Below are 24,465 nucleotides of genomic sequence, written 5' to 3'. Positions count from 1 at the left end.
GAAAGTCAGGAGAAAAAGGAGAAGAGGCCGGATGAAGATTGTAATATTACAGGGGAGTCCAAATAAAAAGGGCTCCACAAATATTTTGGCTGAGAGTTTCAGCCAGGGAGCGGAAGCGGCAGGGCACAGCGTCGTAAGGTTTGATCTTGCGGAAATGAATATCCGTCCATGTACCGGATGTGTGGCATGCGGATATGAAGGCCCCTGTGTGCTGCATGATGACAATCAGAAAATAAGGGAGGCCGTCCTGGGCGCTGATATGATCGTCTTTGCGACACCGCTTTATTATTATGGAATGTCGGCGCAGCTTAAAACCGTGATTGACCGGTTCTGCGCCTATAACAGCAGCATCACTGCAAAGCATATGAAGTCAGCTCTGCTCGCGGTGGCATGGAACAGTGATAACTGGACATTTGACGCGCTGGAAAGTCATTACCGCACGCAGGTCAGATATCTGGATCTGCAGGATCAGGGAATGATACTTGGAAGAGGATGCGGAACTCCGTCGATGACAAAGCACAGCAAGTATCCGGATCTGGCGTATAAACTCGGCAATCAGCTGTAGAACCTGCAGCTCTGGAAACAATTTTACAGAATGATGGCAATTATGGCAAAGGAGCGGGTGAATATGGAATATGCAAAACTTGGAAACACGGATATCGAGGTGTCGAAACTCTGCGTAGGCTGCATGAGCTTCGGAAAACCGGGAACGCTGCATGACTGGACACTGGATGAAAAGGGGACAGAGGAAATCGTAAAACATGCGCTTGACCTGGGAATTAATTTTTTTGATACTGCAAACGGATACTCGGAAGGAACCAGTGAGGAATATCTTGGAAATGCACTCAGAAAAAATGTTTCAAGAGACAAACTGGTTATTGCTTCTAAAGTCTATTTTAATCCCGGAAGGCTTTCTTCTGAGGCAATCCACCGGGAAATCGAAGGCAGCCTGAAAAGGCTTGGCACAGACTATCTGGATCTGTACATCATTCATCGTTTTGACTATGATACGCCGATAGAGGAGACTATGGAAGCCCTGAATGACCTGGTGGTATCCGGAAAAGTACGTGCCATTGGCGCGTCGGCCATGTACGGCTACCAGTTCTATAATATGCAGCTTGCTGCACGGGATCACGGATGGGCACAGTTTGTGGCCATGGAGAACCATTACAATCTTCTTTATCGGGAAGACGAGCGTGAGCTGATTCCCATCTGCCGTCAGATGAATGTATCCCTCATGCCCTACAGTCCTCTGGCAGCAGGACATCTGACCCGGCCGGAATGGAATTCGGATTCGCTCCGCAGCCGGACAGACCGGGCGGCGATGGGAAAATATGACCGGACTCAGGAGCAGGACATGGAAATTGTCCGCAGAGTTCACTCCCTGGCAGAAAAATATGGCGTAAAAATGCAGCAGATCGCTCTCGCATGGGAATGGGCAAAAGGGGTGACGGCGCCGATTATCGGAGCTACGAAAGCCTCCCATTTTGATGATGCCGCCGGGGCGTTTTCGGTGAAACTGACAGAGGAAGACATTGCCTTTCTGGAGGAGCCATATCTGCCCCACAGGATTGTAGGCGCGATAGACTCCAATCCTCCGGAGGGAACGAAGCTGCTGGATGTGAAGAAATAATACGGGGAGAAAAAATGATACGTTTGGCGATTGTGGAAGATGAAGATATCTATGCGGAGAAACTGACGGAGTATCTGGAGAAGTACCAGAAGGAAACGGGAAAGACCTTCCGGATCGACAGATACACGGACGGAGCGGAACTGGTGGAGAATTACCGGGGAGACTATGACATTATCCTGATGGACATTCAGATGAAGCTGATGGACGGAATGTCCGCGGCGGAGGAGATCCGGGCCCTGGACCGGCAGGTAGTCATACTTTTTATCACCAACATGACACAGTATGCCATCCGGGGATATCAGGTGGACGCTCTCGATTATATGGTAAAACCGGTGGAGTACTTTTCGTTTTCCCGGAAAATGGACCGGGCTGTCAGCAGAATAAAACGGGAGGAACATTACTGGCTCTCAATTCCGCTCAGGGAAGGAATGCAGAAAATAGATCTGAATGATATCTACTATGTGGAGAGCCGGGCGCACAGTATGGTATACCACACGGAAGACCGGGAGTATGCATCGCGGGGGACAATGAAAGAGCTGGAAAAGATGTTTGTCCCCTATGATTTCTTCCGGATCGGAAACAGTTTCCTCGTGAATATGAAATATGTGGACGGAGTTCAGAGCAACTGCTGTGTCATCCGCGGAGAGAGCCTGCCGGTAAGCAGAGGGAAGCGGAAGAAATTTATGGATGCGCTTCTGGAACATATGAGTGAGGTGATCCGCTGAATGAACGAAATGTATATGGATATCCCGAGAGTTTATACAGCGCTTGCGGAATGGGCGGCATGCTGCTCCTGGATCTTTGTATCGCAGAGGCGCTTCTCCGGGAAAATTACAGCGGCAACGGCGGGCAGCTTTCTTGCCGCCCAGACAGTGTTTCTTGTGGTAACGGATGACCTTCCCATTGCATGGTGGATTCCTTGTATGGCCATGGCGGTGGGCCTGATGTATCTGCTGATTCTGTGTATCTGTGAAATGCGTCCTCTGGAAGCAGGATATTGCTGTGCATGGGCGTTCCTTGTGGCGGAATTCGCGGCGTCTCTGGAATGGCAGATACAGGTCTGGCTGTTCTCTGTGGGGATCAGCGAATGGCAGTGGATGATTCTGGTTCTTCTGGCAGTCTATATATCGGTAATGGCCGGAGCGGTCCGGCTTACGAAGTCTTTTTTTGCAAATGAGTACCTGTCGCAGATTTCCCTGAAAGAATTTGTGTCCGCTGCGGGCATCGCAGTGGTAGTCTTTACATTCAGTAATTTTGCCTTTGTCGTGAGAAATACGCCGTTTAACAGCGAGTTTCAGTCCGATATCCTTGTGATGCGGACGGTGGCGGACATGGGCGGGCTTGCGGTACTCTGTGCGTTCCAGAGCCGGGTGTGCGAGTGTCTTGCGGAGAAGGAAGCGGATGCAGTGCAGGCGGCGCTGAACATGCAGTACGAACAGTACAGAAGCTATCAGGACAGTCTGGAACTGCTTCACATAAAGTATCATGATCTGAAGCATCAGATTGCAATGCTCCGGTCACTGGGCAGTGAGGACGAGCGGAGCCGGTGGATTGATGCCATGGAGAACGAGCTGGAGATGAGCGGACCGCTTCTGCATACGGGAAACCGGGTGCTGGACGCCCTGATAGGGAGAAAGATCCTTTACGGCAGAAAAAACGGCATCCGTTTTACAACGGTGATCGACGGCGCACTTCTGGACTTTATGCATGTGACGGACATCTGTTCGATCTTCGGAAATGCCCTGGACAATGCGGTGCTCAGTGTGATGATGACAGCGGATCCCCAGAAAAGACTGATCGATATATCTGTAACGGCGCAGAGAAATTTCATTTACATAGAAATCACAAACTACTGCGAGGAGAATCTTGAATGGGAGAAGGGAAAACTTCCCGAATCCACAAAGAGCGACCGGAAAAATCATGGATTCGGCCTTAAGAGCATCTGTTATTCAGCGGAAAAATACGGAGGGAGAGCATCGGTGAGCCTGAAGGAGAACTGGTTTGAACTGCATGTTCTGATCCCGGGGAAACAGGATGTCCCGGAACATGAGAAACAGAGGGATGCAGATGCAAAGTATGCAGGAAAAGTGCAAAGTATGCCAGAATCCGCACAGACAGAAAAAGTATGTTAACGTATGAATAAATCAAAAATCATTCGGACAGGCGCGCAAAGTGAATGAGAAAAGAAGGAGGATATTTATGAAAAAAAGAATCGTATCAGTTATGGTCGCATTTCTGACGCTGACTGCCATAACGGGATGCGCGAGCACACGTCTTGCACAGGTCGGAAACGGCGGCAGGACAGACAACAGAAGTGAGACACAGGCAGAGGGCGGAAGTCAGACAGCAGCGGGGGATGAAGGAGATTTCTCTGTCCTCGGACATTATCATCAGCATCTGGATGCGAATGATCTGATGGGAACAGTAACTTCCCTTGTAATGCTGTATGGTGATATCGATACGCTGTGGGAGGACAATACGCTGATTCTCTATGACAACGGAGACACGTCCAACAGAACGGGCAATCTCCCGTATGTGGATGGAAGTTCCCAGAGATATGAGCTGGTGAAAGAGATGTACATTTCTTCACGAGGCATTCACCACTGGGGCGCATTCTACGGATCATTCACCTATGACGGGGATGTGATTACCCTGAATTCTCCGGACTGGGCTTCCTACGTGCTCTTCTACGGCGATGGCTACGAGCACTACAATTATACGGAAGAAGGCGGTGTTGTGGATCCGGAGAGTCCGGCTCTTGGTACTTTCTACGGACCGATCATGGATTACCATTTCAATACCGGAACCCAGGCGCAGCAGGTACAGATCAACAGAGAGGACGGATCTTTTGAGTTCCTGATGGATACATCCGACGATGTTGAGACTGACACATCTGCTGACGACAGTACAGAGAGTGAGGAGGCGGCAGAATGAGAAAGACAAAGGTAAGGTTTGCGTTATTTAATATCCTGTTTGCCATTATACTTGTGGCTGTGATTGCCATCAATGTGGTGGCTGTGAACTACAGCACGGCGCTGGAGCTGTTCTTCGGAAGCGTCGGCGGCGAACAGGGCGAGAGCTATGAAAATGAAGACGAACTTCTTGCGGCAGAGATCGCATTTACAGATACGGTAGTAGACGAAGGCTCCGTACTGATGTACAACAATGAGAATGCGCTGCCTCTGGATTCCGGAGCATCTGTGAGCATTTTCAGCCAGTCGTGCCGTGAATGGATCACGAATGGTACGGGCTCCAGCTCTGTAGCTACAAGCGAGTATTCTGACAGAAACCTGAAAACATCTCTGGAAAGTGCAGGGTTTACCGTGAATGAAACACTGTGGGATTTCTACGGTGAGAACGGACAGGGAAGAGGAACCGGCGGAAGCGGACAGGCTGCGGACTGGTCACTGAATGAAAATCCCTGGTCAGAGGTAGAGGCTGCCTGCGGTGATTCCTTTGCAGATTACAGTGATGCAGCGGTGATGATCATCTCCCGTACCGGCGGCGAGGGCGCGGACGTGCCCAGAGAAATGTCCCGTTACGACGGAACTGCAGACGAGCATTACCTGGAACTGAGCTCCACGGAGAAAGAGATCTTAAGAGGAATCCAGGATGCAGGATTTGAGAAGACTGTTGTGATCATCAACGCGGGAAATGCCATGGAGATGTCTTTCCTGGATGAAGAGGATCTTGGTGTGGATGCAGTCCTCTGGGTAGGAGGAACCGGATACAACGGCGTGGAGGAAGTCGGTAAACTGCTCTCCGGCGAGGTCAATCCGTCCGGACATCTTGTGGATACTTATGTAAACGACAGCTTTTCTTCCCCTGCCATGCAGAACTTCGGGGATAACCGTTATATGTCCACAAGCGGGGAAGTACTGGATTCCGGTTACAGCTACGTCAATTACGGGGAAGGCGTGTATGTGGGATACCGCTACTATGAGACACGCTATGAGGACGTTGTGATGGGAACGCCGAATGTGGGCGAATACAATTACAGCGAGGTAGTGCGGTTCCCGTTCGGATACGGACTGTCCTATACAGATTTTACATGGAGTGATTTTACCTTTACGGAAAATGAAGACGGCACGGTGACTGCATCTGTCAATGTGACAAACAGCGGCGACCGCGCGGGAAAAGACGCAGTGGAAATTTATTTCCAGGCTCCGTATACACAGTATGACCAGGAAAACGGAATCGAGAAACCGGCAGTGGTACTGGGCGGATTTGCCAAGACGGGAATGCTGGATCCGGGTGCGTCCGAGACGGTGGAAGTGACCTTTGATGCACAGGATGTGATGAAGTCCTACAGCGTGGCGGACGGGGCGTACATCCTTGATGAAGGCGACTACTACATCACTGCGGCACAGGATGCCCATGAAGCGGTCAACAATGTACTGGCTGCAAAGGGATATACGGCAGCGGACGGCATGGACGCGGATGGAAATGCGGACATGACGGCAGTCTACAATGTGGGCGAGACGCAGATGATCACCACAGACCTTGCCACAGGAGCGGAGATCGCAAACCGTTTCGATGATGCTGTGGCAGAGGGCGCGACATATTTAAGCAGAATGAACTGGTCTGTCATGGACAACGGCGGACTGACTTACGGAACCGGCACGGCAGAGGGCGTTTCCTATTCCACGGACGCAGCCGGTACGGTAAATACAGTTGAGGCGAGCGATGAACTGATCGGCCAGATCGACGCCACAGGATGGGATGCATCCGGACGTCCGGAGGAGGCAAATGATACGTCACCCGCAACGGTTGATACAGACAGCGGGCTCACCCTGGAAGATCTGGCAGGAGCAGACTACGACGATGAAAACTGGCAGGCGCTCATCGAGCAGATGAAAGTCAGCGAACTTCATCTCCTTTACCAGAAAGCAGGATTTGTGACCCAGGAAGTGGAGTCCATTGACAAGCCGAAGACAACCGACAGCGATGGACCTCACGGTATCACAAACTTTATCAGCGGCTATTCCTGTTTCGGTTACCCGATCGAGGAAATGCTCGCCAGCACATGGAATGTGGATCTGGCAACCCGGTACGGAGAGTTCATCGGCGAGGATGGAATTCGTTCCAATACGCAGGGATGGTATGCGCCGGCAATGAACATTCACAGAACTCCGTTCAGCGGAAGAAACCACGAGTATTACTCGGAAGATCCGATTCTGTCCGGAAGGATGGGAGCGGCCACTGTCCAGGGCGCTATGTCAAAAGGAATGTACTGCTATATCAAACATTTCGCAGTCAACGACCAGGAGACGAACCGTTCCTCCGTCTGCACATGGGCGCAGGAGCAGGCAATCCGCGAGATTTACTTAAGACCGTTTGAAATTACAGTGAAAGACGGCGGGGCTACCGGAGTGATGGCATCCATGAACCGTATCGGTTTCCGCCAGACAAAAGGAAGCTATGCTCTGCTGACCGAGACGCTCCGGAATGAATGGGGCTTCCAGGGAGCCGTAATCACAGATTACACTTCTGAGGGTGATGCGGTTGCAGATCAGTGTCTGGCAGCAGGAACGGATCTGCAGCTCAATACAGGAAGCAACCGCCTGACAGATACGGCAAGCGACTATGTGCGCCATGCCCTTCAGGATGCGGCACACCATGTCGGCTACATGGTTGTCAACAGTACGGCGCTCACTACAGCAGCGGCATCCGGGTTCCCGGTATACATCCTGATTCTGATTGCCCTTGACGTTGTTGCCGCACTGGGAATCGCCGGAGGCGAGGTTCTGGTTATCCGCTCCAACCGCAGGATTATCAGAGGGCTGGATGCAGGAATCGTGACAAATGCACCGCTGACAGGAACCGTAAGGATCTTAAGCATCGCCGCACTGGTGGTGGATGTCATCGGGCTTGTCATCGAGATCTGGATCTCCCCGGCAGGAATTGCCATTGCGGCTGTGGGTCTGATCTGCGCGATCATCGCCAAAGTGCTGGCAAAGAAACAGGGATCTTCCGGCAATCTTCTTGTGAGGATCACCTTTATCGTGGCAGTGATCTGCATGATCCTTGTACTGGCGTATGAGCTTGCGATTGTTGTGGCAACTATATTCAGCGAGAGAGATTTCGGATAAATTTCAGAGGTGTTGGTGTTGATAAGATACCAACGCCTCTTTTTTTATACAAAAATAAAGCTGTTCGTCCGTCAGCGCATATGTTGTAGTACCGTTCTGTTCTGCATTTCGCCATAATGCACAATGCGAAGAGACAAAGCAAGTCTCCTTGCCAATTTGTCCTTTGCATATTAGAATGTAGAAAAACAGAAAAATCTTTGTAGGACAGATTTGATGAATCATGCGGCAGGGAAAGGAGCGTGCTGGAAGATGAATGTTGGAGAGCAGAAAAAGCTTCCGGTAGGAATAGAAAATTTCAGTAAAATCCGTGATGAGGGGTTTTACTATGTTGACAAGACAGGAATGAAGCAATGCGTTTTTCGTTTCTGCTGGAGAGCGGCAGGATCACGGCGGAAGAAAAGGAAACATACCGTCATCTGATTACAGTCGATCCGACCGGACAGAGCCTTTTTTCTATGTCTGACCCGGTGCTGATGGGCAGTCTGAAAACGCTCTCTGAACTGCTTTACAAGCATTATGGAACGAAGGTTATCATCCTGATCGACGAGTACGATGTCCCGCTGTCAAAAGCAAACGAGCGGGGATACTACGGATCGATGGTAAGTCTGATCCGCGGCATGTTTGAGCAGGCGCTTAAGACGAATGACAGTCTGCATTTCGCCGTGCTGACAGGATGCCTGCGGGTTGCAAAGGAATCTATTTTCACAGGACTGAACAATCCCAAGATCCTTTCGATTACGACAGTACGTTTCGATGAATATTTCGGATTTACGGATGACGAAGTCCGGAAGATGCTGGAGTATTACGGCCTGGAAAGATATTACGGGGAGATAAAAGAATGGTATGACGGATATCGTTTTGGAAATGTTGATGTGTACTGCCCATGGGATGTGATCAATTACTGCGATGAGCTGTTGGACGATCCGGAAGCGCAGCCCAGAGATTACTGGCCCAATACAAGCGGTAATGAGGTAGTCAGGCATTTTCTGGAAAATGTGGGCGACGGGCTGACGAAAAGTGAGATTGAAGCGCTGACGGCAGGAGAGACGGTAACAAAGGAAATTCACGAAGAACTGACTTACAATCACCTCTATGACTCTGTGGATCATGTATGGAGCGTGCTGTTTATGACGGGGTACCTGACGCAAAGGGGAAAACCGGATGGAAAACGGTATAATCTGACCATTCCGAACAGGGAGATCCGCAATATTTTTACCGAGCAGATTATGGTCATGTTCCGGGAAAATGTGGCGCGGGATGGAGAAATGCTCCGCGCGTTCTGCAGTGCCCTGGAAAATGGCGACGCTGGGGAAGTGGAAAGGTTGTTTGCGGATTATCTGAAGAAAACAGTCGGGATACGAGATACTTTTGTGCAGAAACCGACAAGAGAAAATTTTTACCACGGAATCCTTCTTGGGATCCTTGGGCTTAAGAATGGCTGGTATGTGAAGTCAAACCGGGAATCCGGAGATGGATACAGCGACATCATGATCCGGATCGAGGATGAGGATATCGGGATCATCATTGAAGTGAAATATGCTGAGAATGCTGCGTTGGAAGAGGCATGCAGGGATGCCCTGGAACAGATTGAAACGAAGGAATATGAGGCGGAACTGGAGGCGGAAGGGTGCCGGGAGGTTCTGAAATACGGAATCGCCTGCTTCCGAAAGAAGTGCCGGGTTATGGTGCGCAGAGAAGCAAAAAGCATTTACTGAATACTGAGGCGCACGAACAGCAGAATCGCGATGATCCCGATCAGAAAGAACGCGCACCATATCCGGAATTTTCTCGAGCGGAGAACCGGGCGCTCCACGCCCAGCTTCTCCAGGATGATTCCCATCACAATGGAGAAGAGGAAAGTGGAACCCCAGACCGCCCAGCCGTAATGCCCGTGACCATATGCAGCCCCGGCGGGATTCCCGCCGAAGAGTTCTCCGAAAAGCAGTCCGGCGCAGAATCCGGCAAATGTGCTCAGGGAGAAACAGGATTTTCCAAAGAGTGCCGGAAGCGCGGAAATGAGCAGGGCGATCCAGAACAGGCGCTGATGCACAAGCCATCCGAACAGATAGGGAAAACGGTTCGGGCTGGTATCAGTCAGTAACCCGATGATGGGGTATGAGCTGAAATCTCCGGCAAGAATAATCTCAGCCAGATAGATCAGGAGAAATCCGGCGGCAACGAGCAGAGCGGAGAGCAGATTATGCTTCCCGCGTGCGAGGAGCCGTGCGGATTTTTTCTGTTCCGCATTTTGTTCCCCTTTTATATTTTCCTGTTTCGTATTTTGCTCCTCTTCAATATTTTTCTGTTTTGTATTTGATATTCCTTCAATATCCGTATTTTGTTTTTCTTCGGGCTTCAGAAGAAGATCCACAGTAGTCCCGAAGATTTCTGCCAGACGGAAGAGATTTTCCGTACTTGGCGAGGACTGACCGTTTTCCCATTTTGTTACTGCCTGACGGCTCACCCCTGCGAGCTCGGCAAGCTTCTCCTGGGAGAGACCATTTCCTTTTCTGTGTTCTTTTATCCTTTCCCCGAGTGTCATAACCGGCACCTCCTCTTTTTCGTGCAGAACTGAGTCTGTCTTTTGCGCCCTTTTACATTCAGATGTATTTTCAGCCTCATTTTTGTTTCTGTCCATGTTTTTGCCTCTGAGCATATTATAATAGAAGGACGATGAGAATACCAGAAACTATCCGGCAACTATCGGTTGCGGGGAAGGTTTCTTTGTACGAATGGTTGAAAAAAGAGTATCCCCCGTATTATCATGAAAGAAAAAGCATCAGCTGTTCACAGAGATTCAGGAGGGATGCATATGGCAGTGACAGGAGCAGTTATGGTTCCCCATCCGCCCATTATAGTACCGGAGATCGGGCGAGGGGAAGAGAGAAAGATTCAGGCAACAATCGATTCCTACCGCAGGGCGGCAGAGCGGATCGCACAGTGGAAGCCGGATACGGTGGTGGTGATTTCGCCCCATGCGGTGATGTACGCCGATTATTTCCACATAGCTCCGGGAGCCGGGGCAAAAGGGGATTTCGGACAGTTCCGTGCGCCCCAGGTGAAATTCCGGGTGGATTATGATACCGAGTTTGTCGGACTTCTGTCCCAGGAAGCCCAGGCGCGGGATATTCCGGCGGGAACTCTGGGAGAGCGGGACAGGAGACTGGATCACGGGACGATGGTGCCGCTTTATTTTCTCAACCAGTATGATACCGATTACCGGCTGGTGCGCATCGGGCTGTCGGGGCTGCCTCTTTCGAAACACTATGAACTGGGGCAGTGCATACAGAAGACAGCAGAAATTCTCGGAAGAAATACCGTGGTAATCGGAAGCGGAGACCTTTCCCATAAGCTGAAGGAGGACGGGCCGTACGGATTTCAGAAAGAAGGTCCGGAATATGACGAGCGGATTATGGATGTCATGGGAAGGGCTGCCTTCGGGGAACTCTTTGATTTTCCGGAAGATTTCTGCGACAGGGCAGCAGAGTGCGGACACCGTTCCTTTGTCATCATGGCGGGGACACTGGACCGCCGGGCAGTAAAGGCGGAACGGCTTTCCCACGAGGGCACATTCGGAGTGGGATACGGCATCTGTATCTATGAAGCTGGGGAGAAAGCGCAGGGAAGGGATTTCCTGCGGAAGTATGAGGAAAAGGTAAAGAAAGAGGCGCAGACCAGAAAAAAATCGGAGGACGCATACGTAAGCCTTGCACGCAGGACTGTGGAAATGTATGTGAGAACAGGGAGAAAACTCCGGCTTCCGGAGGACCTTGCCGGGGATAATTGTCCGGCGGACAAACTTCCGGACGAAATGTACGAACGCCAGGCGGGCGTGTTTGTCTCTCTAAAGGAAGAAGGCAGGCTGCGGGGCTGCATCGGCACAATATCAGCCACGCGGAAGAACATTGCGGAGGAGATCGTGGAGAATGCGATAAGTGCGGCTTCGAAGGATCCCAGATTCCACCCGGTGGAGCCGGATGAACTGGACCGGCTTGTGTACAGTGTGGATGTGCTTGGAGAGACGGAGGAGATCTCGTCCCCTGACGAACTGGATGTAAAACGTTACGGGGTTATCGTCAGCCGGGGATATAAAAGGGGGCTTCTTCTTCCGAATCTGGAAGGCGTGGACACGGTGGAAGAGCAGATCGCCATTGCAAAGAGAAAAGCAGGGATTCCGGAGGATGCAGAGGACATCCGTCTGGAGCGGTTTGAGGTGGTGAGACATTTTTGAACGGAAAATCGGAAAACAGCAGAAATAATGGGAAATGCGTCTGCCATGTCTGCCTGCATCACTGCGCCTTAAAGGAAGGTCAGTATGGTCGGTGCGGAGCAAGAAAAAATGAAAACGGGAAAATTGTCTGTGATATTTACGGAAGAATTACGGCGCTTGCTGTTGATCCCATCGAGAAAAAGCCGCTCCGGCATTTTTATCCGGGCAGCAGGATTCTTTCTGTGGGCAGCTACGGGTGCAATCTGTCCTGCCCCTTCTGTCAGAATCATGAGATCTCCATGGCAGGGAGATCTCATGCCGGGAGAGGAGAAGCGGCTTCAGAGAGCGGAGAAGCGCCTCCGGAGAGCGGAGAAGCGCCGTCTGATTATGAAGAAATATCTCCGGAGAAAGTTGCCCTTCTGGCAGAACACTATAGAGAGTACGGGAATATTGGCGTGGCATTTACCTACAATGAGCCTCTGGTGGGGTATGAATTTGTGCGGGATACGGCGCGGATTGTCCGGGAGCGGGGAATGAAAAATGTGGTGGTCACAAACGGAAGTGTGACTCTTCCGGTTTTGGAAGAGATCCTTCCTTATGTGGATGCCATGAATATTGACCTGAAAGGCTTTTCGGAAGAATATTACCGGAAGCTTGGCGGCGATCTGGAGACGGTGAAGACGTTTATCGTCCGGGCAGCACAGTCCTGCCATGTAGAGCTGACGACGCTGATCGTTCCGGGAGAAAATGATTCGGAGGCGGAGATGGAGGAAGAGGCACGGTGGATCGCATCGGTCGGCCCGGATATTGTCCTCCATGTGACAAGATTTTTCCCCGCTTACCGGATGGAGGACAGGAATCCCACGAGGAAGGAGACGGTATACCGGCTGCGGGATGTGGCAGGGAAATATCTGAAATATGTTTATACGGGGAACTGCTAAAGTATAAGCGGATATATTTTCTCATTAAAATGACGGCAGATAATTCGGAAAGAAAGATCAGAGGAAAAATCTTATGTCAAAATACTATAAAAATATTCTGCTGAACTGCGGAAAGGAAAAGATCATAGACAGCGCTGAGATCCAGGAACTTCCGGCAGGTTATCATTTCGGCCCTCATATGCACCCGTCGGCAGAATTGTTCGTCTGTATGGAAGGGCGGATTATAATGAACGTGCGCCAGTCGCAGGTTGAGATCGGAAAGGGAGAATATATCGCAGTGCTCCCGGATCATCCCCACAGCTGTGATGTTCCGGCGGAGGAAAACTGTGCGATCCTTCAGCTCCATTTCAGGAGAGACGCTTTTTGCGATCTGTTCAGTGACACTCTGCAGGAGAATCAGCTGTTTTTTCTGATCGACCTGAACCTGGGGCAGAAAAATTATATCCTTGGAAAATGTTCTGATCAGCTGTACAGCAGTATTGAGTACCTCTATGAAGAGGCTGTGGAAAAGCAGACGAATTACGAGAAGCTCATTGATCTCTATTTCACCCAGATCCTGCTTCTGCTGTCCCGGGATATCGGAGATTCCGGGCATGGTGGGATTCGGGAAAACCGGCATCTGCTCAGCGCCCTTGAGTATCTGAAAGCGCACTGCGCGGAGAAGATCACAGTGGGAGACATAGCGGAGTACTGCGGAGTCTCGCAGCGCAGGCTGGAGCAGATATTCCGGGAAGTGCAGGGAATCAATGTTTCTTCTTATATCACATATTTCCGAATTAACCGCGCCATTGAGCTGATGAACAGGGGGGAGGGAAGATATTCCCTGACAGATATTGCAATGGAATCAGGATTTGGGAGCCTCCAGCATTTCTCGAAAGTTTTCAAAAAAATAATGGGCGTGCCTCCGTCAGGATATTTTTCGCAAAAAGGATAAAATCCGGGAGCGGATTTCGGTTTTGGCATAGCGATTTCCGGGAAATAAGTATACTGTAAAGACAGCAAAATAAACTGTCCGGAACAGCCGGAAAGAGAGGAGACTGATAATGACACCGAGAGAAAATCTGCTTCACTTATTAAGAAGGGAAGGCTACGAGTCTGTTCCTGTAGAATTTTTCCTCTGCCCGAGCCTGGAGAAAAGTTTCCGGGAACAGATCGGAGGAGAGGACAGTGATTATATGGAATATTTTCAGATGCCCTGGAGAAGAGTTGGAGAACTTCTCCCTGATGATGAGGACCGTAGCCGGTTCCTCCCCTATTACGGCGGGAAAGTTGGGGATAATGTGGAGATTGACGAGTGGGGCGTAGGGCACGAGTCAACGCCTACATCCATGCACATGACAAAGATGCTCCATCCCCTGGAAGACGCGGAGACAGTGGAAGAGATTCAGGCATATCCGATTCCTGTGTATTCCCGGGAAAAGAACGAATGGCTGAAAGACAAGGTAAAAGAACTGCACAGCCGGGGGCTTGCTTCCGTGGGAAATATGCAGTGTACGATCTGGGAAACCGCCTGGTATATCCGGGGGATGGAAAACCTGATGATGGATATGTTAAGCGATGAGGAGATGGCGGACGCCATGCTTAGCATGATTGAGAAAATGTCCACAGACCGGGCGCTGCTCTACGCGGAGGCAGGAGTGGATATCCTCTATCTGGGGGATGACATCGGTATGCAGCACAGTATTATGATGAGTGAGGAACTGTATGTGAAATGGCTGTTCCCGCGTCTGAAAAGGCTGATCGGTAAAGTGAAGGAGATCCGTCCGGATATCATCGTCTTCTATCATTCCTGCGGTTACATTGAACCCTTTATCAAGTACCTGATCGAGGCGGGCGTTGATGTGCTCAATCCCATTCAGGCAGAGTGCATGGAATTTAAGGAAATCTATGAGAAATACGGGGATCAGATCTCCTTCCACGGAACAATCGGAACCCAGACCGTGATGCCTTTCGGAACCCCGGAGGAAGTAAAGGAGAATGTGCGGGGAAATCTGGACATCGCAGGGGCAAAGGGCGGACTGTTCGTCGCGCCCACCCATCTTCTCGAACCGGAAGTACCCTGGGAAAATATCCTGGCGTATGTGGAAGCGTGCAGGACATATCAGAAGAAAGTGTAAAACAAATCCGTCCAGAGATGTGAGGCTGCAGATAACAAAATAAATTTCTGGAAGTTGCTTTTTATAACAATATGTTGAATTTATATTTATGCGCCGGAGACTATTGCACTCCGGCGCAACGCTTTTTATAGAATCTGGTCGATGCGGGGAATGTAGAGGACGAAAAACGCTTTCACACAGATTTACAGCAGGTTTTCGGTATGTTAAAATACAGGGGACAGAAGGAAAAACTGCGGCAGTATATGCAGGAGAACAAGGCATATTTCGGACAGGTGGATGTGGAGACTTATCAGGCTTTGAGGGTATTTCTGCATTCGGAAAAGATGCTTAAGGATATGAAAAAAACAGAAAGAGAGGAGCGGAACGATATGTGCCAGGCACTGGAAGATATTTATACAGATGGGGTAAAAGCGGGAAAGCTGGAGGGCGAAGCAGCTGGAAGGCTGGAAGGCGAGCGCCGGGAAAAACAGTTGATCATTACGAAAATGCTCCGGGACGGTCTGCCTGTATCTGCAATCCGGAAATATACAGATGCAACGGATGAGGAGCTGAAAATTGCCGGGACAGCACTTGCCGCCGCTCAGGAAAAAGAATGAACAGAAAGAAGGATGGATCATGAAAGTATTACTTTTAAACGGAAGCCCCAGAAAAGAAGGATGTACATTTACAGCTCTGGGGGAAGTTGCCAGAACATTAAATGAAGCGGGAATTGAGACGGAGATTTTCCAGGCAGGGAACCCGGATAAGGAAAATGTAAAAGCTGCGGTACAGAAGATGAAGGTGGCGGATGCACTGGTTGTGGGATCTCCGGTATACTGGGCGTCTCCATCCGGACAGATCATCGAATTCATGGATCAGTTCGTATCCATGGCGGGAAACGACCTGCTCTATAAGCCGGCAGCGGCGGTTGCTTCTGCACGTCGCGCAGGAACAACAGCAACTCTGGAAGTGCTGACAAAATATTTTTCTTTCTATCAGATGCCGATTGTGTCATCCAATTACTGGAATATGGTTCATGGAAATACACCGGATGAAGTACAGCAGGATGAGGAGGGGATGCAGATTATGCGGATCCTGGGAAGAAATATGGCGTGGCTGCTGAAATGTATCGAGGCGGGCAGAAAGAATGGCGTAGATATGCCGGAGACGGAGGAGAAGATCAAGACGAATTTTATAAGATAGATTTTAAAGATGCAGGCTGAAATAAGGAGGAGATAGTGTGAAAAAGTTATGTGCGGCGGCACTCTGCGCGGGAGCATTTTTCCTTTGTGCCTGTTCTGCGGGAGAGACACAGAATCAGGGAGAAGTGCAGAATCAGGGAGAAGCACAGAATCAGGAAGAAACAGAAGCAGGCTCCGGCAATGGAGAGGAGATCATCCTTGCCACTACGACGAGTACCCAGGACAGCGGTCTTCTGGATGCGATCCTGCCGGTTTTCGAGGATGAGACCGGATACAGCGTAAGTGTGGTTTCCGTAGGTTCGGGAGAGGCGATGACCATGGGAGAGAACGGGGAGGCGGATGTCCTTCTGGTACATTCCCCTGCGGCGGAGGAAGAATTCGTAGCCGGCGGACACGCAGATGAAGACGGCAGGATGGATGTGATGTACAACGATTTTGTCCTTGTCGGGCCGAAGGATGATCCTGCGGGGATTGCCGCGTCGGCGCCGGATGATGCTGTGGAGGCTTTCCGGAAACTTGCGGATACCCGTTCCACGTTTATTTCCCGAAGCGATGAGTCGGGAACCCACCAGAAAGAACTCGCGATCTGGGAAGCCTGCGGCATACAGCCGGAAGAAGACTGGTACGTGGAGGCGGGTACAGGAATGGGCGCTGTCCTGGAGATGACCAATGAGATGCTGGGATACACCCTGTCGGACAGGGCGACCTGGCTGAATCTCGGCCTGGACGAGGATCTGATGATTGTGTGCGAGAAGGATGAAAGCGGAATCCTTTACAACCAGTACGGTGTGATCTGCGTTAATCCGGAGAAGAATGAGAATATCAACCATGAGGGCGCAAAGGCGTTCCAGAAATGGATCGTGTCGGAAGAGACGCAGGAACTGATCGGCCAGTACGGTGTGGAAGAGTTTGGAAGTCCGCTGTTTACGCCTGATGCGCAGCAGGGCTGAACCAGGCGCGGCAGGCTGCAGATACCCGGAATGACGTGCCGGGCGGATGACGCTGCCGGAAACAGTGCGGAGAATGGAGAACAGTACAGATGAAAATAATTATGGAGGGTGTGGCGGAGGCTTTCCGGCTGATTTTTTCACTGGATGAAGAGGTGTTTGAGGTGGTCGGACTGTCTCTGCGGGTATCCCTTTTATCCCTTCTGATCGCAGGAGTTCTCGGGATTCCTGCCGGGATTTTTATCGCAGGTCACAGATTCCGGGGAAAGCGTTTGCTGATGCGCCTGATCTACACGCTGATGGGGATGCCACCGGTGCTGTGCGGTCTTCTCGTATATATTGCTCTTATGAGGAGGGGGCCGTTGGGAAGCTTAAGGCTCAACTATACGGTCACAGCCATGATTATCGTTCAGACCCTTCTGATTTTCCCGATTATCACAGGCCTTACTGTCAGTGCGGCAAGGGACCGGCAGGGGAAGATCCGCCGCCTGGCACGGACGCTGGGGGCGGACAGGAGGCAGACGATGCAGCTGCTCCTCTTTGAAATGCGTTTCGGGCTGATCACTGCGGTCATAACCGGATTCTCCCGGGGAATCTCGGAGGTCGGTGCGGTTATGATCGTGGGAGGAAATATTGACGGTAAGACCCGGACCATGACGACCTATATCTCCCAGCTCAAGGGAATGGGAGAATTTGAGCGGGCGGTGGCGGTGGGAATCATCCTGCTGATCATTTCTTTCACTGTGAACACGATTCTCTGTTACCTGCAGAAAGATCCGGGGGAAGAGCTGCGGGGCGGACATGCCGGCGGCATATGAAACAGAAAGGTACGGAATGGAACTTCAAATACAGAATCTGAGAAAGTCATATGGAACGCATACAGTGCTCGACATCGGCAGCCTTACAGTTCATGACGGCGGGATTACGGCTGTGGTGGGGCCCAACGGCGCGGGCAAATCCACGTTGCTCAATATTCTTGCCGGGCTTATGAAGAGCGATGACGGCGAGGTGTATTACGGCGGGAGCAGGGAGATCCCTTTTCAGAAAATGACCATGGTGTTTCAGGAGCCCTGTCTGATCTCGTCCACCGTGGAGAAAAATATAGCCTATCCCCTGAAACTCCGGAAGTATTCTGGGAAGGAGATCCACAGCAGGGTCGGTACACTGGCGGCAGAGCTGGGACTGACGCATCTCCTTGGAAGGAGGACAGAGGGGCTCTCTCTGGGGGAGGTGCAGAAAACAGCGCTGGCAAGGGCGCTTTCCTTTGAACCGGAGCTTCTGTTTCTGGATGAGCCCTGCGCCAGTATTGATCCTCACGCCACTCTGGAGATAGAGGAGATGCTGCTGAAACGAAAGCGGGAGAAGGGGACGACTATCCTGATTATCACCCATGATCTCGCCCAGGCGGGAAGACTGGCCGATCAGGTTGTCCTCCTGAAGGAAGGAAAAGTAGTGGAGGCGTGCGGGGCGGAAAAGTTTTTTTCGCATCCGGACAAAGAAGAGACGAGAAAATTCACAGGAGGGGAGCTGTTGGTATAAGATGGAACTGCTGCATACGGATACCCTGGCGGAAGCGCGGAGAAAGCTGCTTGCCGCCACGGAAGAGATGGAAATTGATCCATGTATGGTAAATCTGGAAGAAGCCCGGGGCAGAATCAGTGCGGGAGACCTGATTTCCGGGGAAAATATTCCGCCTTTTGACCGTTCCACCATGGACGGCTATGCCCTGGCGGCACAGGAGAGTTACGGAGCCGGGGAGTCATCCCCGGTTTTTCTGCATATATGCGGGCAGGTGGGAATCGAGGAGAAAGCAGAGATCATCCCCGGTCCCGGCGAGGCGGTCCGGGTACAGACCGGCTCCATGATTCCGGAAGGTGCGGATGCGGTAGTGATGGCGGAGTATACAGAAGAGTACGCGCCGGGGGAGATGATATGCTGCCGTCCGGTCAGCCCGGGAGAAAATGTGATTCATGCGGGCGAGGATGTCGGGAAAGGCGAGACGATCCTCTGCCGGGGGCAGAAGATCGGGACTGGTGAGACCGGAATGCTGGCAGGACTGGGAATCCGGGAGGTGGAAGTATACCGGCAGCTCTCTGTGACAGTGATATCCACAGGGGATGAGCTGGCTGCTCCGGGAGAGATCCTGACGGCGGGGAAGATCCGGGATATCAATACCGATACGCTCTCTGCCGCTGTGAGGGACTGCGGAATGCAGGTGTCAGCCCGGATGCGGACCGGGGATGACGAAAGGCAGATCCTGCAGGCAGTGCGCGAAGCCTCAGAGGAGAGTGACATCGTCCTTCTCTCCGGGGGAAGTTCCAAGGGAAATAAGGATTATACAAAGCAGGTGCTTGAGCAGGTTACGGGGAATGTATTTACCCATGGCCTTGCGCTGAAGCCGGGCAAACCGACGATTCTTGCATATGACAGGGAGAGAAAGACGCTGATCGCCGGACTGCCCGGGCATCCCCTCGCCGCGGTGCTTGTGTTCCGTCTGCTGATTGCCTGGTGGCACCGGAGAAAAACGGGGATGAAGGATCCCCTTCATGTTCCGGCAGTGATGGGAAACAATGTGTCGAGCAACCAGGGAAGAGAGACATGCCTTCCCGTCCGGCTGGTCCCGTCGGAGAACGGGTATGAGGCGGTTCCCGTCTATGCAAAGTCGGGAAGCATTTCGGCGCTTGCGAGGGCAGACGGGTATGTGCTGATTCCCAGGGACAGGGAAGGGCTGAAAAAAGGAGAAAGGGTCTGGGCAGAGCTGTTATGAAACGCAATCTTTATCTGAATATGCAGGATCGGGAAACTGCACTGAAAAATTATCTGGAGTCTCTGGAAAACGTGAAACCGGGGCGGGAGAATATCCCTGTCACGGAGAGTCCGGGCAGGTTGACTGCGGAGGCGGTTTTCGCACGCTGGTCCAGTCCTTCCTATAACTCCTGCGCCATGGACGGGATCGCGGTGATCAGCAGCCATACAAAGGGAGCGTCGGAGAACAGCCCTCTTCTGCTGCGGGAGGGAGAGGACTATCTGGAAGCGGACACCGGAGACAGGATTCTGCCGCCCTATGATGCAGTGATTATGGCGGAGGATCTGATCGAGACGGAGGAAGGATATCAGATCATCGCACCCACGCATCCTTTCGCCCATGTGCGCGCAGTAGGGGAGGATATTGTGGCGGGGGAGATGGTGCTCCCCTCCTGCCATGAGATCCGTGCAGTGGACGTCTCTGTACTCCTGGCAGCGGGAGTGGGGAGGATCGATGTGGTGAGAAAGCCTGTGGTGGGAATTATTCCCACAGGGGATGAGATGATCTCTTTTGAGGAGGCATCCGGAGGTGCAGACGGACCAGAAGACGGGCGTATCGTGGAGACCAACTCCCGGATGTTCGAAGGACTGGTCCGGGAGAACGGCGGTGAGGCCAGAAGGTACGGGATTGTCCCGGATTCGCCGGAACTTCTGGAGCAGGCACTGCTCCGGGCTGCAGATGAGTGCGACATGGTGATCATCAATGCCGGTTCCAGCGCGGGGCGGGATGACTATGCGGTACATGTGATCCGGAGCATCGGAGAGGTGCTCACCCACGGAGTGGACATCAAGCCGGGAAAACCGGTGATCCTGGGCAAAGTAAAAGAACGGCCGGTGATCGGGCTGCCGGGCTACCCGGTGTCTGCATGGCTGACCTTTATGGAATTCGCAGTACCGGTGATGAACCGTTTCCTTCTTCGCGGAGAGAAGCAGGGGGAACGGGTGCGGGCGAAACTGACGAAAACCGTCATGTCCGGTCTGAAGTATGAGGAGTATGTCCGTGTGAAACTGGGCGTCGTGGATGGAGAGATGATCGCCGCGCCTTTAAGCAGGGGAGCGGGGGCATCCATGTCTCTGGTAAAAGCAGACGGTTTCTGCGTGATCCCGAAGAACAGCGAGGGTGTCATGGCTCACGGGGAGGTGGAGGTCAGGCTTCTGGAGAAACCGGAACAGATCGAAAAGACTCTGGTGGTGATCGGCAGCCACGATATCATCCTGGATGTGCTGAATGATATGATGACAGAAGAACATTCGGGAATGCGGCTTTCATCCACCCATGTGGGTTCCATGTCCGGACTGATTGCCCTGAAGAGAAGGGAGACACACCTGGCGCCGTCCCATCTGCTCTGCGGGGAAGACGGCAGTTACAATGAGGCGGTGATCCGGCAGATGTTTCCCGGAGAGAATATCGTTCTCATCAAAGGAGTGCGCCGCAGGCAGGGATTCATCGTGAAAAAGGGCAATCCCCTGAATATCCGGAGCCTTGCCGACATTACCCCGGAGGTGCGATATATCAACCGGCAGAAGGGCGCGGGAACCCGGGTGCTTTTCGACTATCTCCTGAAAAAAGAGGGGATCCCCGGGACGGCGGTCTGCGGTTATGAAAATGAAGCAGCCACCCATATGAGCGTGGCGGTGGCTGTGAAGAAGGACAATGCAGATGTGGGAATGGGAATCTATTCCTGTGCCCGCGCCCTGGATCTTGATTTTATCGATGTGGCGTTTGAGGAATATGATTTTGTGACCCGGGCGGAGTATCTGGACCTGCCCCTTGTGCAGGAGTTCCTGCGTGTGCTGAAAAGCCCGCAGTTCCTGCGGAAGCTGGAAGAACTGGGAGGATACACGGCGGAGGAGATTGGAGAGATCCGGTATGTCATTACCTGAAAAGACGGCTTTGGGAAGAAACGCTGAAATTTTCACCTCAGAGCAGACTGCGCGGATCCGCGCAGCCACGGCAGCGGTTGTAGGACTGGGGGCACTGGGGCAGCTCGCGGCGGAGGAACTGGCGAGGAGCGGCATGGAACGGCTCATTCTCATAGACGGAGACCGCATGGAGCCGGGCAACTTAAACCGGCAGATCTGTGCGGATGTGCTGACCATGAATCAGTTCAAGGCGGAAGTCCTATCCGTTCGACTGGGAGATATCAGCCCCCGGATGAAACTGAAAGTGTATCCGGTGTTCCTGAACCGGGAGAACGGGAAAGCTCTTCTGGATGGGGCGGATCTTGTACTGGACTGTGTGGACAACATTCCCGCCAGGCTCTGTCTGGAAGAGCTGGCGGAACAGGCGGGGATCCCGCTGATACACGGCGGTGTGGAAGGCTGGTGCGGACAGGCGGCGGTGGTCTTCCCGGGAGATGGAATCCTTAAAATGATGTTTGGAAACCGGGAGGCAGAAGAGACGGCAGTTTCGGTGCTCATGTCTGCAGCGGGAACCGTGGCGTCCATACAGGCGGCGGAAGCGCTGAAGATAGCCGCGGGACTGGAACCGTCTCTTCGGAATATACTGCTCTCGATTGACATGAGAAACGGGGAATTTGAACGAATCCCGATCAGGAGGTGAAGAATATGGCAACAAAATACGGCGGCTATATGGGGAAGGTACTGAAGATCAATCTGACGACCCGGGAGGTGTCGGAGTATCCTTTCTCCGATGAGGAAAGACAGCTTTTTATCGGAGGAAAGACCATGGCGGCAAAGATTCTGGGAGATCATCTGACAGGAAAGGAAAAGGCGTTTTCCGAGGAGAACCTTCTTGTGGTTACAACGGGACCGATGACCGGATCCGGAGCTCCAAGTTCCAGCCGTTTCAATATTTCCACCCTGTCGCCCCAGACCGGGTATATCACATCGTCCAACTGCGGCGGCCATTTCGGGTATTATCTGAAGAAATCAGGACTGGACGCCCTCATCCTGACCGGGAGATGCGAGACGCCGTCCTGGATTGAGATCAATAACGGAAACGTCATTTTCCATGACGCACAGGATATCTGGGGGATGAAGACCGGGGAGACCCAGCAGGCGCTGGACGGGAAAATGCGCCTGAAAAACGGACGGGTGCGCAAAAACGGGAAAATCTGTATCGGTCCGGCAGGGGAGAATCTGGTGCTCTATTCCTGTATCGTATCCAACGAGCGGGTCTCCGGGCGCGGCGGAACCGGGGCGGTGATGGGATGGATGCGCTTGAAAGCCGTGTGCGCGTCGGGAAATAAAGAAGTACCGGTCTACGACAGGGAGAAGATGGTGCGGCACACGCAGAAATGGTTCCGGTATCTGAGAAAACACCCGCTGACCGGCAGCCAGCTCCCGAAGCTTGGCACGGCAGGGCTTGTGAGCGCCATGCAGATGAAGCATATTCTTTCCACGAAGAATTATACCTATGGGCAGTATGATGAGTTTGAAAAAGTCAGCGGCGAGGAGCTGGCGGAGAAATATAATATTGTAAATAAGGGGTGTCTTACCTGTCCGATCCGCTGCGCCCGCACGGTAGAGGTGAACGGGCAGCAGGTCAAGGGACCGGAGCTTGAGACCCTGGTTCTTCTCGGCGGGGGGATCCTGAATAATGATCTGGAGTCTATCCTGAAGTGGAACTATGAGCTGGACGAACTGGGAATGGATACCATCTCCTGTGCCAACACCATCTCCTACGCCATGGAGGCGAACGAGAAAGGGCTGTGGGACAACGGACTGAAATTTTCCGAAACCGGGGAACTCTCGAAGATTTTCGAAGATATCGCGTACCGCCGCGGAATCGGTGACGAGCTTGCGTTAGGGAGTAAGCGGCTCTCGGAGAAATACGGAGGGAAAGAGTTCGCTGTCCACGCGAAAGGAATGGAGCTTGCGGCGTACGAGCCGAGAAAAGCCGTGGGACTGGGGCTGGGCTATGCCACCAGCAACCGGGGAGGATGCCATCTGAACGGCGGATATCTGGTGATTCTGGAAGGACTGGGACTGTCCATGAACCAGACCACTTATCACAGCAAGGCGGATCTGACCATGCTTTTCCAGGATCTGATGGAGATGATCTCTGCGTCCGGCCAGTGTCTGTTCACCAGCTACGCCTTCTTCCCCACGCCGCTGATGAACCACCCCAACGCCTGGTATACGAAGCTGGTCAACAAGGTGCTGCCATTTACCGGTCCTGTGGTGCGGATTATCAATAAATTCCCGGAGATCGCCTGTTTCCATCTTCCGGTGTTCCACCACACGAAGGGATTTGAATACACTACGGGGATGAAGATGACGTTCGGCAGGTATATCCGCTGCGGGGAACGGGGATTTAACCTGGAGCGTGAGGTGAACCGCAGATTCGGTGTGAATGCCAACAAGGACGCTCTGCCCAGGCGGCTCACGGAGACGCTGCAGGATCCGAAAGATCCGGATTCGAAAGTGCCTCTGGAGAAGCTGAAGAAAGTCTACTATCACGCAAGAGGGTGGAACAGGGACGGACTGCCTGCAAAGCGGATCCTTGAGAAACTGAAGATTGCAGATCAGGCGGAAGGTCCGAAAAGAAAGGCCTGAGAAATGAGCGGAGGTGGG

At 52.2% G+C, this 24,465-nt stretch carries 21 protein-coding genes; 20 read left to right on the top strand and 1 reads right to left on the bottom strand.

The annotated features are described in order from the left end of the window. Window positions 1–31: 31 nt before the first annotated feature. The 7 genes from B5F07_RS07225 (at window position 32) to B5F07_RS07195 (ending at window position 9,440) form a co-directional block, all read left to right on the top strand. Window positions 32–565, top strand: coding sequence for a flavodoxin family protein (locus tag B5F07_RS07225; RefSeq protein ID WP_087160599.1), 534 nt, complete (start codon window positions 32–34; stop codon window positions 563–565). A gap of 63 nt (window positions 566–628) precedes the next feature. Beyond that, window positions 629–1,633, top strand: coding sequence for an aldo/keto reductase (locus tag B5F07_RS07220; protein ID WP_087160668.1), 1,005 nt, complete (start codon window positions 629–631; stop codon window positions 1,631–1,633). Between the two features lie 14 nt (window positions 1,634–1,647). Beyond that, complete coding sequence (locus tag B5F07_RS07215) at window positions 1,648–2,358, top strand: LytR/AlgR family response regulator transcription factor (RefSeq protein ID WP_087160598.1); 711 nt, start codon at window positions 1,648–1,650, stop codon at window positions 2,356–2,358. Further along, a complete protein-coding gene (locus B5F07_RS07210) occupies window positions 2,359–3,765 on the top strand; it encodes an ATP-binding protein (RefSeq protein WP_087160597.1) in 1,407 nt (468 codons plus the stop codon). It abuts the gene before it with no gap. A gap of 67 nt (window positions 3,766–3,832) precedes the next feature. After that, entirely contained in the window at window positions 3,833–4,567 is a 735-nt protein-coding gene (locus tag B5F07_RS07205) for a hypothetical protein (RefSeq protein ID WP_087160596.1), read from the top strand. Further along, entirely contained in the window at window positions 4,564–7,725 is a 3,162-nt protein-coding gene (locus B5F07_RS07200; protein ID WP_087160595.1) for a glycoside hydrolase family 3 N-terminal domain-containing protein, read from the top strand. The genes B5F07_RS07205 and B5F07_RS07200 overlap by 4 nt, the downstream gene beginning before the upstream one ends. Before the next feature lie 350 nt (window positions 7,726–8,075). After that, window positions 8,076–9,440 (top strand): PD-(D/E)XK nuclease domain-containing protein, encoded by a 1,365-nt coding sequence (locus tag B5F07_RS07195; RefSeq protein ID WP_087160594.1) that lies wholly within the window; start codon window positions 8,076–8,078, stop codon window positions 9,438–9,440. Here B5F07_RS07195 and B5F07_RS07190 read toward each other — a convergent pair. Beyond that, complete coding sequence (locus tag B5F07_RS07190; protein WP_242972458.1) at window positions 9,434–10,267, bottom strand: helix-turn-helix domain-containing protein; 834 nt, start codon at window positions 10,265–10,267, stop codon at window positions 9,434–9,436. The genes B5F07_RS07195 and B5F07_RS07190 overlap by 7 nt on opposite strands. 270 nt (window positions 10,268–10,537) lie before the next feature. Here B5F07_RS07190 and amrA point away from each other — a divergent pair, with 270 nt between their 5' ends. The 13 genes from amrA (at window position 10,538) to B5F07_RS07125 (ending at window position 24,447) form a co-directional block, all read left to right on the top strand. After that, window positions 10,538–11,956 (top strand): AmmeMemoRadiSam system protein A, encoded by a 1,419-nt coding sequence (gene amrA, locus B5F07_RS07185; RefSeq protein ID WP_087160592.1) that lies wholly within the window; start codon window positions 10,538–10,540, stop codon window positions 11,954–11,956. Further along, the gene (locus B5F07_RS07180) at window positions 11,953–12,876 is read left to right on the top strand and encodes a radical SAM protein (protein WP_242972457.1); all 924 of its coding nucleotides are present in this window, start codon (window positions 11,953–11,955) and stop codon (window positions 12,874–12,876) included. The genes amrA and B5F07_RS07180 overlap by 4 nt, the downstream gene beginning before the upstream one ends. 73 nt (window positions 12,877–12,949) lie before the next feature. Next, window positions 12,950–13,810 (top strand): AraC family transcriptional regulator, encoded by an 861-nt coding sequence (locus B5F07_RS07175; RefSeq protein WP_087160591.1) that lies wholly within the window; start codon window positions 12,950–12,952, stop codon window positions 13,808–13,810. A 109-nt stretch (window positions 13,811–13,919) separates the two neighbouring features. Then, window positions 13,920–14,993, top strand: coding sequence for a uroporphyrinogen decarboxylase family protein (locus B5F07_RS07170; protein ID WP_204248827.1), 1,074 nt, complete (start codon window positions 13,920–13,922; stop codon window positions 14,991–14,993). A 200-nt stretch (window positions 14,994–15,193) separates the two neighbouring features. After that, on the top strand, window positions 15,194–15,589 hold the full coding sequence (locus B5F07_RS07165; protein WP_087160589.1) for a hypothetical protein: 396 nt from the start codon (window positions 15,194–15,196) through the stop codon (window positions 15,587–15,589). Window positions 15,590–15,608: 19 nt separating this feature from the next. Beyond that, a complete protein-coding gene (locus tag B5F07_RS07160; RefSeq protein WP_087160666.1) occupies window positions 15,609–16,175 on the top strand; it encodes a flavodoxin family protein in 567 nt (188 codons plus the stop codon). Between the two features lie 37 nt (window positions 16,176–16,212). Continuing rightward, window positions 16,213–17,124 carry a substrate-binding domain-containing protein gene (locus B5F07_RS07155; protein ID WP_242972456.1) on the top strand — a complete coding sequence of 304 codons (912 nt, stop codon included), beginning with the start codon at window positions 16,213–16,215 and terminating at the stop codon, window positions 17,122–17,124. Window positions 17,125–17,213: 89 nt separating this feature from the next. Beyond that, window positions 17,214–17,939: an ABC transporter permease gene (locus tag B5F07_RS07150; RefSeq protein WP_087160588.1), complete on the top strand. Its 726-nt coding sequence runs from the start codon at window positions 17,214–17,216 to the stop codon at window positions 17,937–17,939. A 16-nt stretch (window positions 17,940–17,955) separates the two neighbouring features. Beyond that, on the top strand, window positions 17,956–18,660 hold the full coding sequence (locus B5F07_RS07145) for an ATP-binding cassette domain-containing protein (RefSeq protein ID WP_162613065.1): 705 nt from the start codon (window positions 17,956–17,958) through the stop codon (window positions 18,658–18,660). Between the two features lies 1 nt (window position 18,661). Then, window positions 18,662–19,888, top strand: coding sequence for a molybdopterin molybdotransferase MoeA (locus B5F07_RS07140; protein ID WP_087160586.1), 1,227 nt, complete (start codon window positions 18,662–18,664; stop codon window positions 19,886–19,888). Further along, window positions 19,885–21,810 (top strand): molybdopterin biosynthesis protein, encoded by a 1,926-nt coding sequence (locus B5F07_RS07135; protein ID WP_087160585.1) that lies wholly within the window; start codon window positions 19,885–19,887, stop codon window positions 21,808–21,810. The genes B5F07_RS07140 and B5F07_RS07135 overlap by 4 nt, the downstream gene beginning before the upstream one ends. Further along, entirely contained in the window at window positions 21,797–22,489 is a 693-nt protein-coding gene (locus B5F07_RS07130; RefSeq protein WP_087160584.1) for a HesA/MoeB/ThiF family protein, read from the top strand. Before B5F07_RS07135 ends, B5F07_RS07130 begins: the two co-directional genes overlap by 14 nt. Window positions 22,490–22,494: 5 nt before the next feature. Then, a complete protein-coding gene (locus B5F07_RS07125; RefSeq protein ID WP_087160583.1) occupies window positions 22,495–24,447 on the top strand; it encodes an aldehyde ferredoxin oxidoreductase family protein in 1,953 nt (650 codons plus the stop codon). The last annotated feature ends 18 nt before the right edge of the window (window positions 24,448–24,465 follow it).

The organism is Lachnoclostridium sp. An169 (assembly GCF_002160525.1).
Lineage (GTDB): Bacteria > Bacillota > Clostridia > Lachnospirales > Lachnospiraceae > Mediterraneibacter > Mediterraneibacter cottocaccae.
Note: the sequence above shows the minus strand (reverse complement) of the source record. Positions and strands in the feature narration are given on the sequence as shown.

Excerpts from the sequence above, each read along its gene's own strand:
- B5F07_RS07195 (WP_087160594.1), top strand. The coding sequence starts at position 8,076 with ATGCGTTTTTCGTTTCTGCTGGAGAGCGGCAGGATCACGGCGGAAGAA.
- B5F07_RS07170 (WP_204248827.1), top strand. The coding sequence starts at position 13,920 with ATGACACCGAGAGAAAATCTGCTTCACTTATTAAGAAGGGAAGGCTAC.
- amrA (WP_087160592.1), top strand. The coding sequence starts at position 10,538 with ATGGCAGTGACAGGAGCAGTTATGGTTCCCCATCCGCCCATTATAGTA.
- B5F07_RS07175 (WP_087160591.1), top strand. The coding sequence starts at position 12,950 with ATGTCAAAATACTATAAAAATATTCTGCTGAACTGCGGAAAGGAAAAG.
- B5F07_RS07140 (WP_087160586.1), top strand. The coding sequence starts at position 18,662 with ATGGAACTGCTGCATACGGATACCCTGGCGGAAGCGCGGAGAAAGCTG.
- B5F07_RS07210 (WP_087160597.1), top strand. The coding sequence starts at position 2,359 with ATGAACGAAATGTATATGGATATCCCGAGAGTTTATACAGCGCTTGCG.
- B5F07_RS07135 (WP_087160585.1), top strand. The coding sequence starts at position 19,885 with ATGAAACGCAATCTTTATCTGAATATGCAGGATCGGGAAACTGCACTG.
- B5F07_RS07130 (WP_087160584.1), top strand. The coding sequence starts at position 21,797 with ATGTCATTACCTGAAAAGACGGCTTTGGGAAGAAACGCTGAAATTTTC.
- B5F07_RS07200 (WP_087160595.1), top strand. The coding sequence starts at position 4,564 with ATGAGAAAGACAAAGGTAAGGTTTGCGTTATTTAATATCCTGTTTGCC.
- B5F07_RS07215 (WP_087160598.1), top strand. The coding sequence starts at position 1,648 with ATGATACGTTTGGCGATTGTGGAAGATGAAGATATCTATGCGGAGAAA.
- B5F07_RS07145 (WP_162613065.1), top strand. The coding sequence starts at position 17,956 with ATGGAACTTCAAATACAGAATCTGAGAAAGTCATATGGAACGCATACA.
- B5F07_RS07190 (WP_242972458.1), bottom strand. The coding sequence starts at position 10,267 with ATGACACTCGGGGAAAGGATAAAAGAACACAGAAAAGGAAATGGTCTC.
- B5F07_RS07160 (WP_087160666.1), top strand. The coding sequence starts at position 15,609 with ATGAAAGTATTACTTTTAAACGGAAGCCCCAGAAAAGAAGGATGTACA.
- B5F07_RS07150 (WP_087160588.1), top strand. The coding sequence starts at position 17,214 with ATGAAAATAATTATGGAGGGTGTGGCGGAGGCTTTCCGGCTGATTTTT.
- B5F07_RS07165 (WP_087160589.1), top strand. The coding sequence starts at position 15,194 with ATGTTAAAATACAGGGGACAGAAGGAAAAACTGCGGCAGTATATGCAG.
- B5F07_RS07225 (WP_087160599.1), top strand. The coding sequence starts at position 32 with ATGAAGATTGTAATATTACAGGGGAGTCCAAATAAAAAGGGCTCCACA.
- B5F07_RS07220 (WP_087160668.1), top strand. The coding sequence starts at position 629 with ATGGAATATGCAAAACTTGGAAACACGGATATCGAGGTGTCGAAACTC.
- B5F07_RS07125 (WP_087160583.1), top strand. The coding sequence starts at position 22,495 with ATGGCAACAAAATACGGCGGCTATATGGGGAAGGTACTGAAGATCAAT.
- B5F07_RS07205 (WP_087160596.1), top strand. The coding sequence starts at position 3,833 with ATGAAAAAAAGAATCGTATCAGTTATGGTCGCATTTCTGACGCTGACT.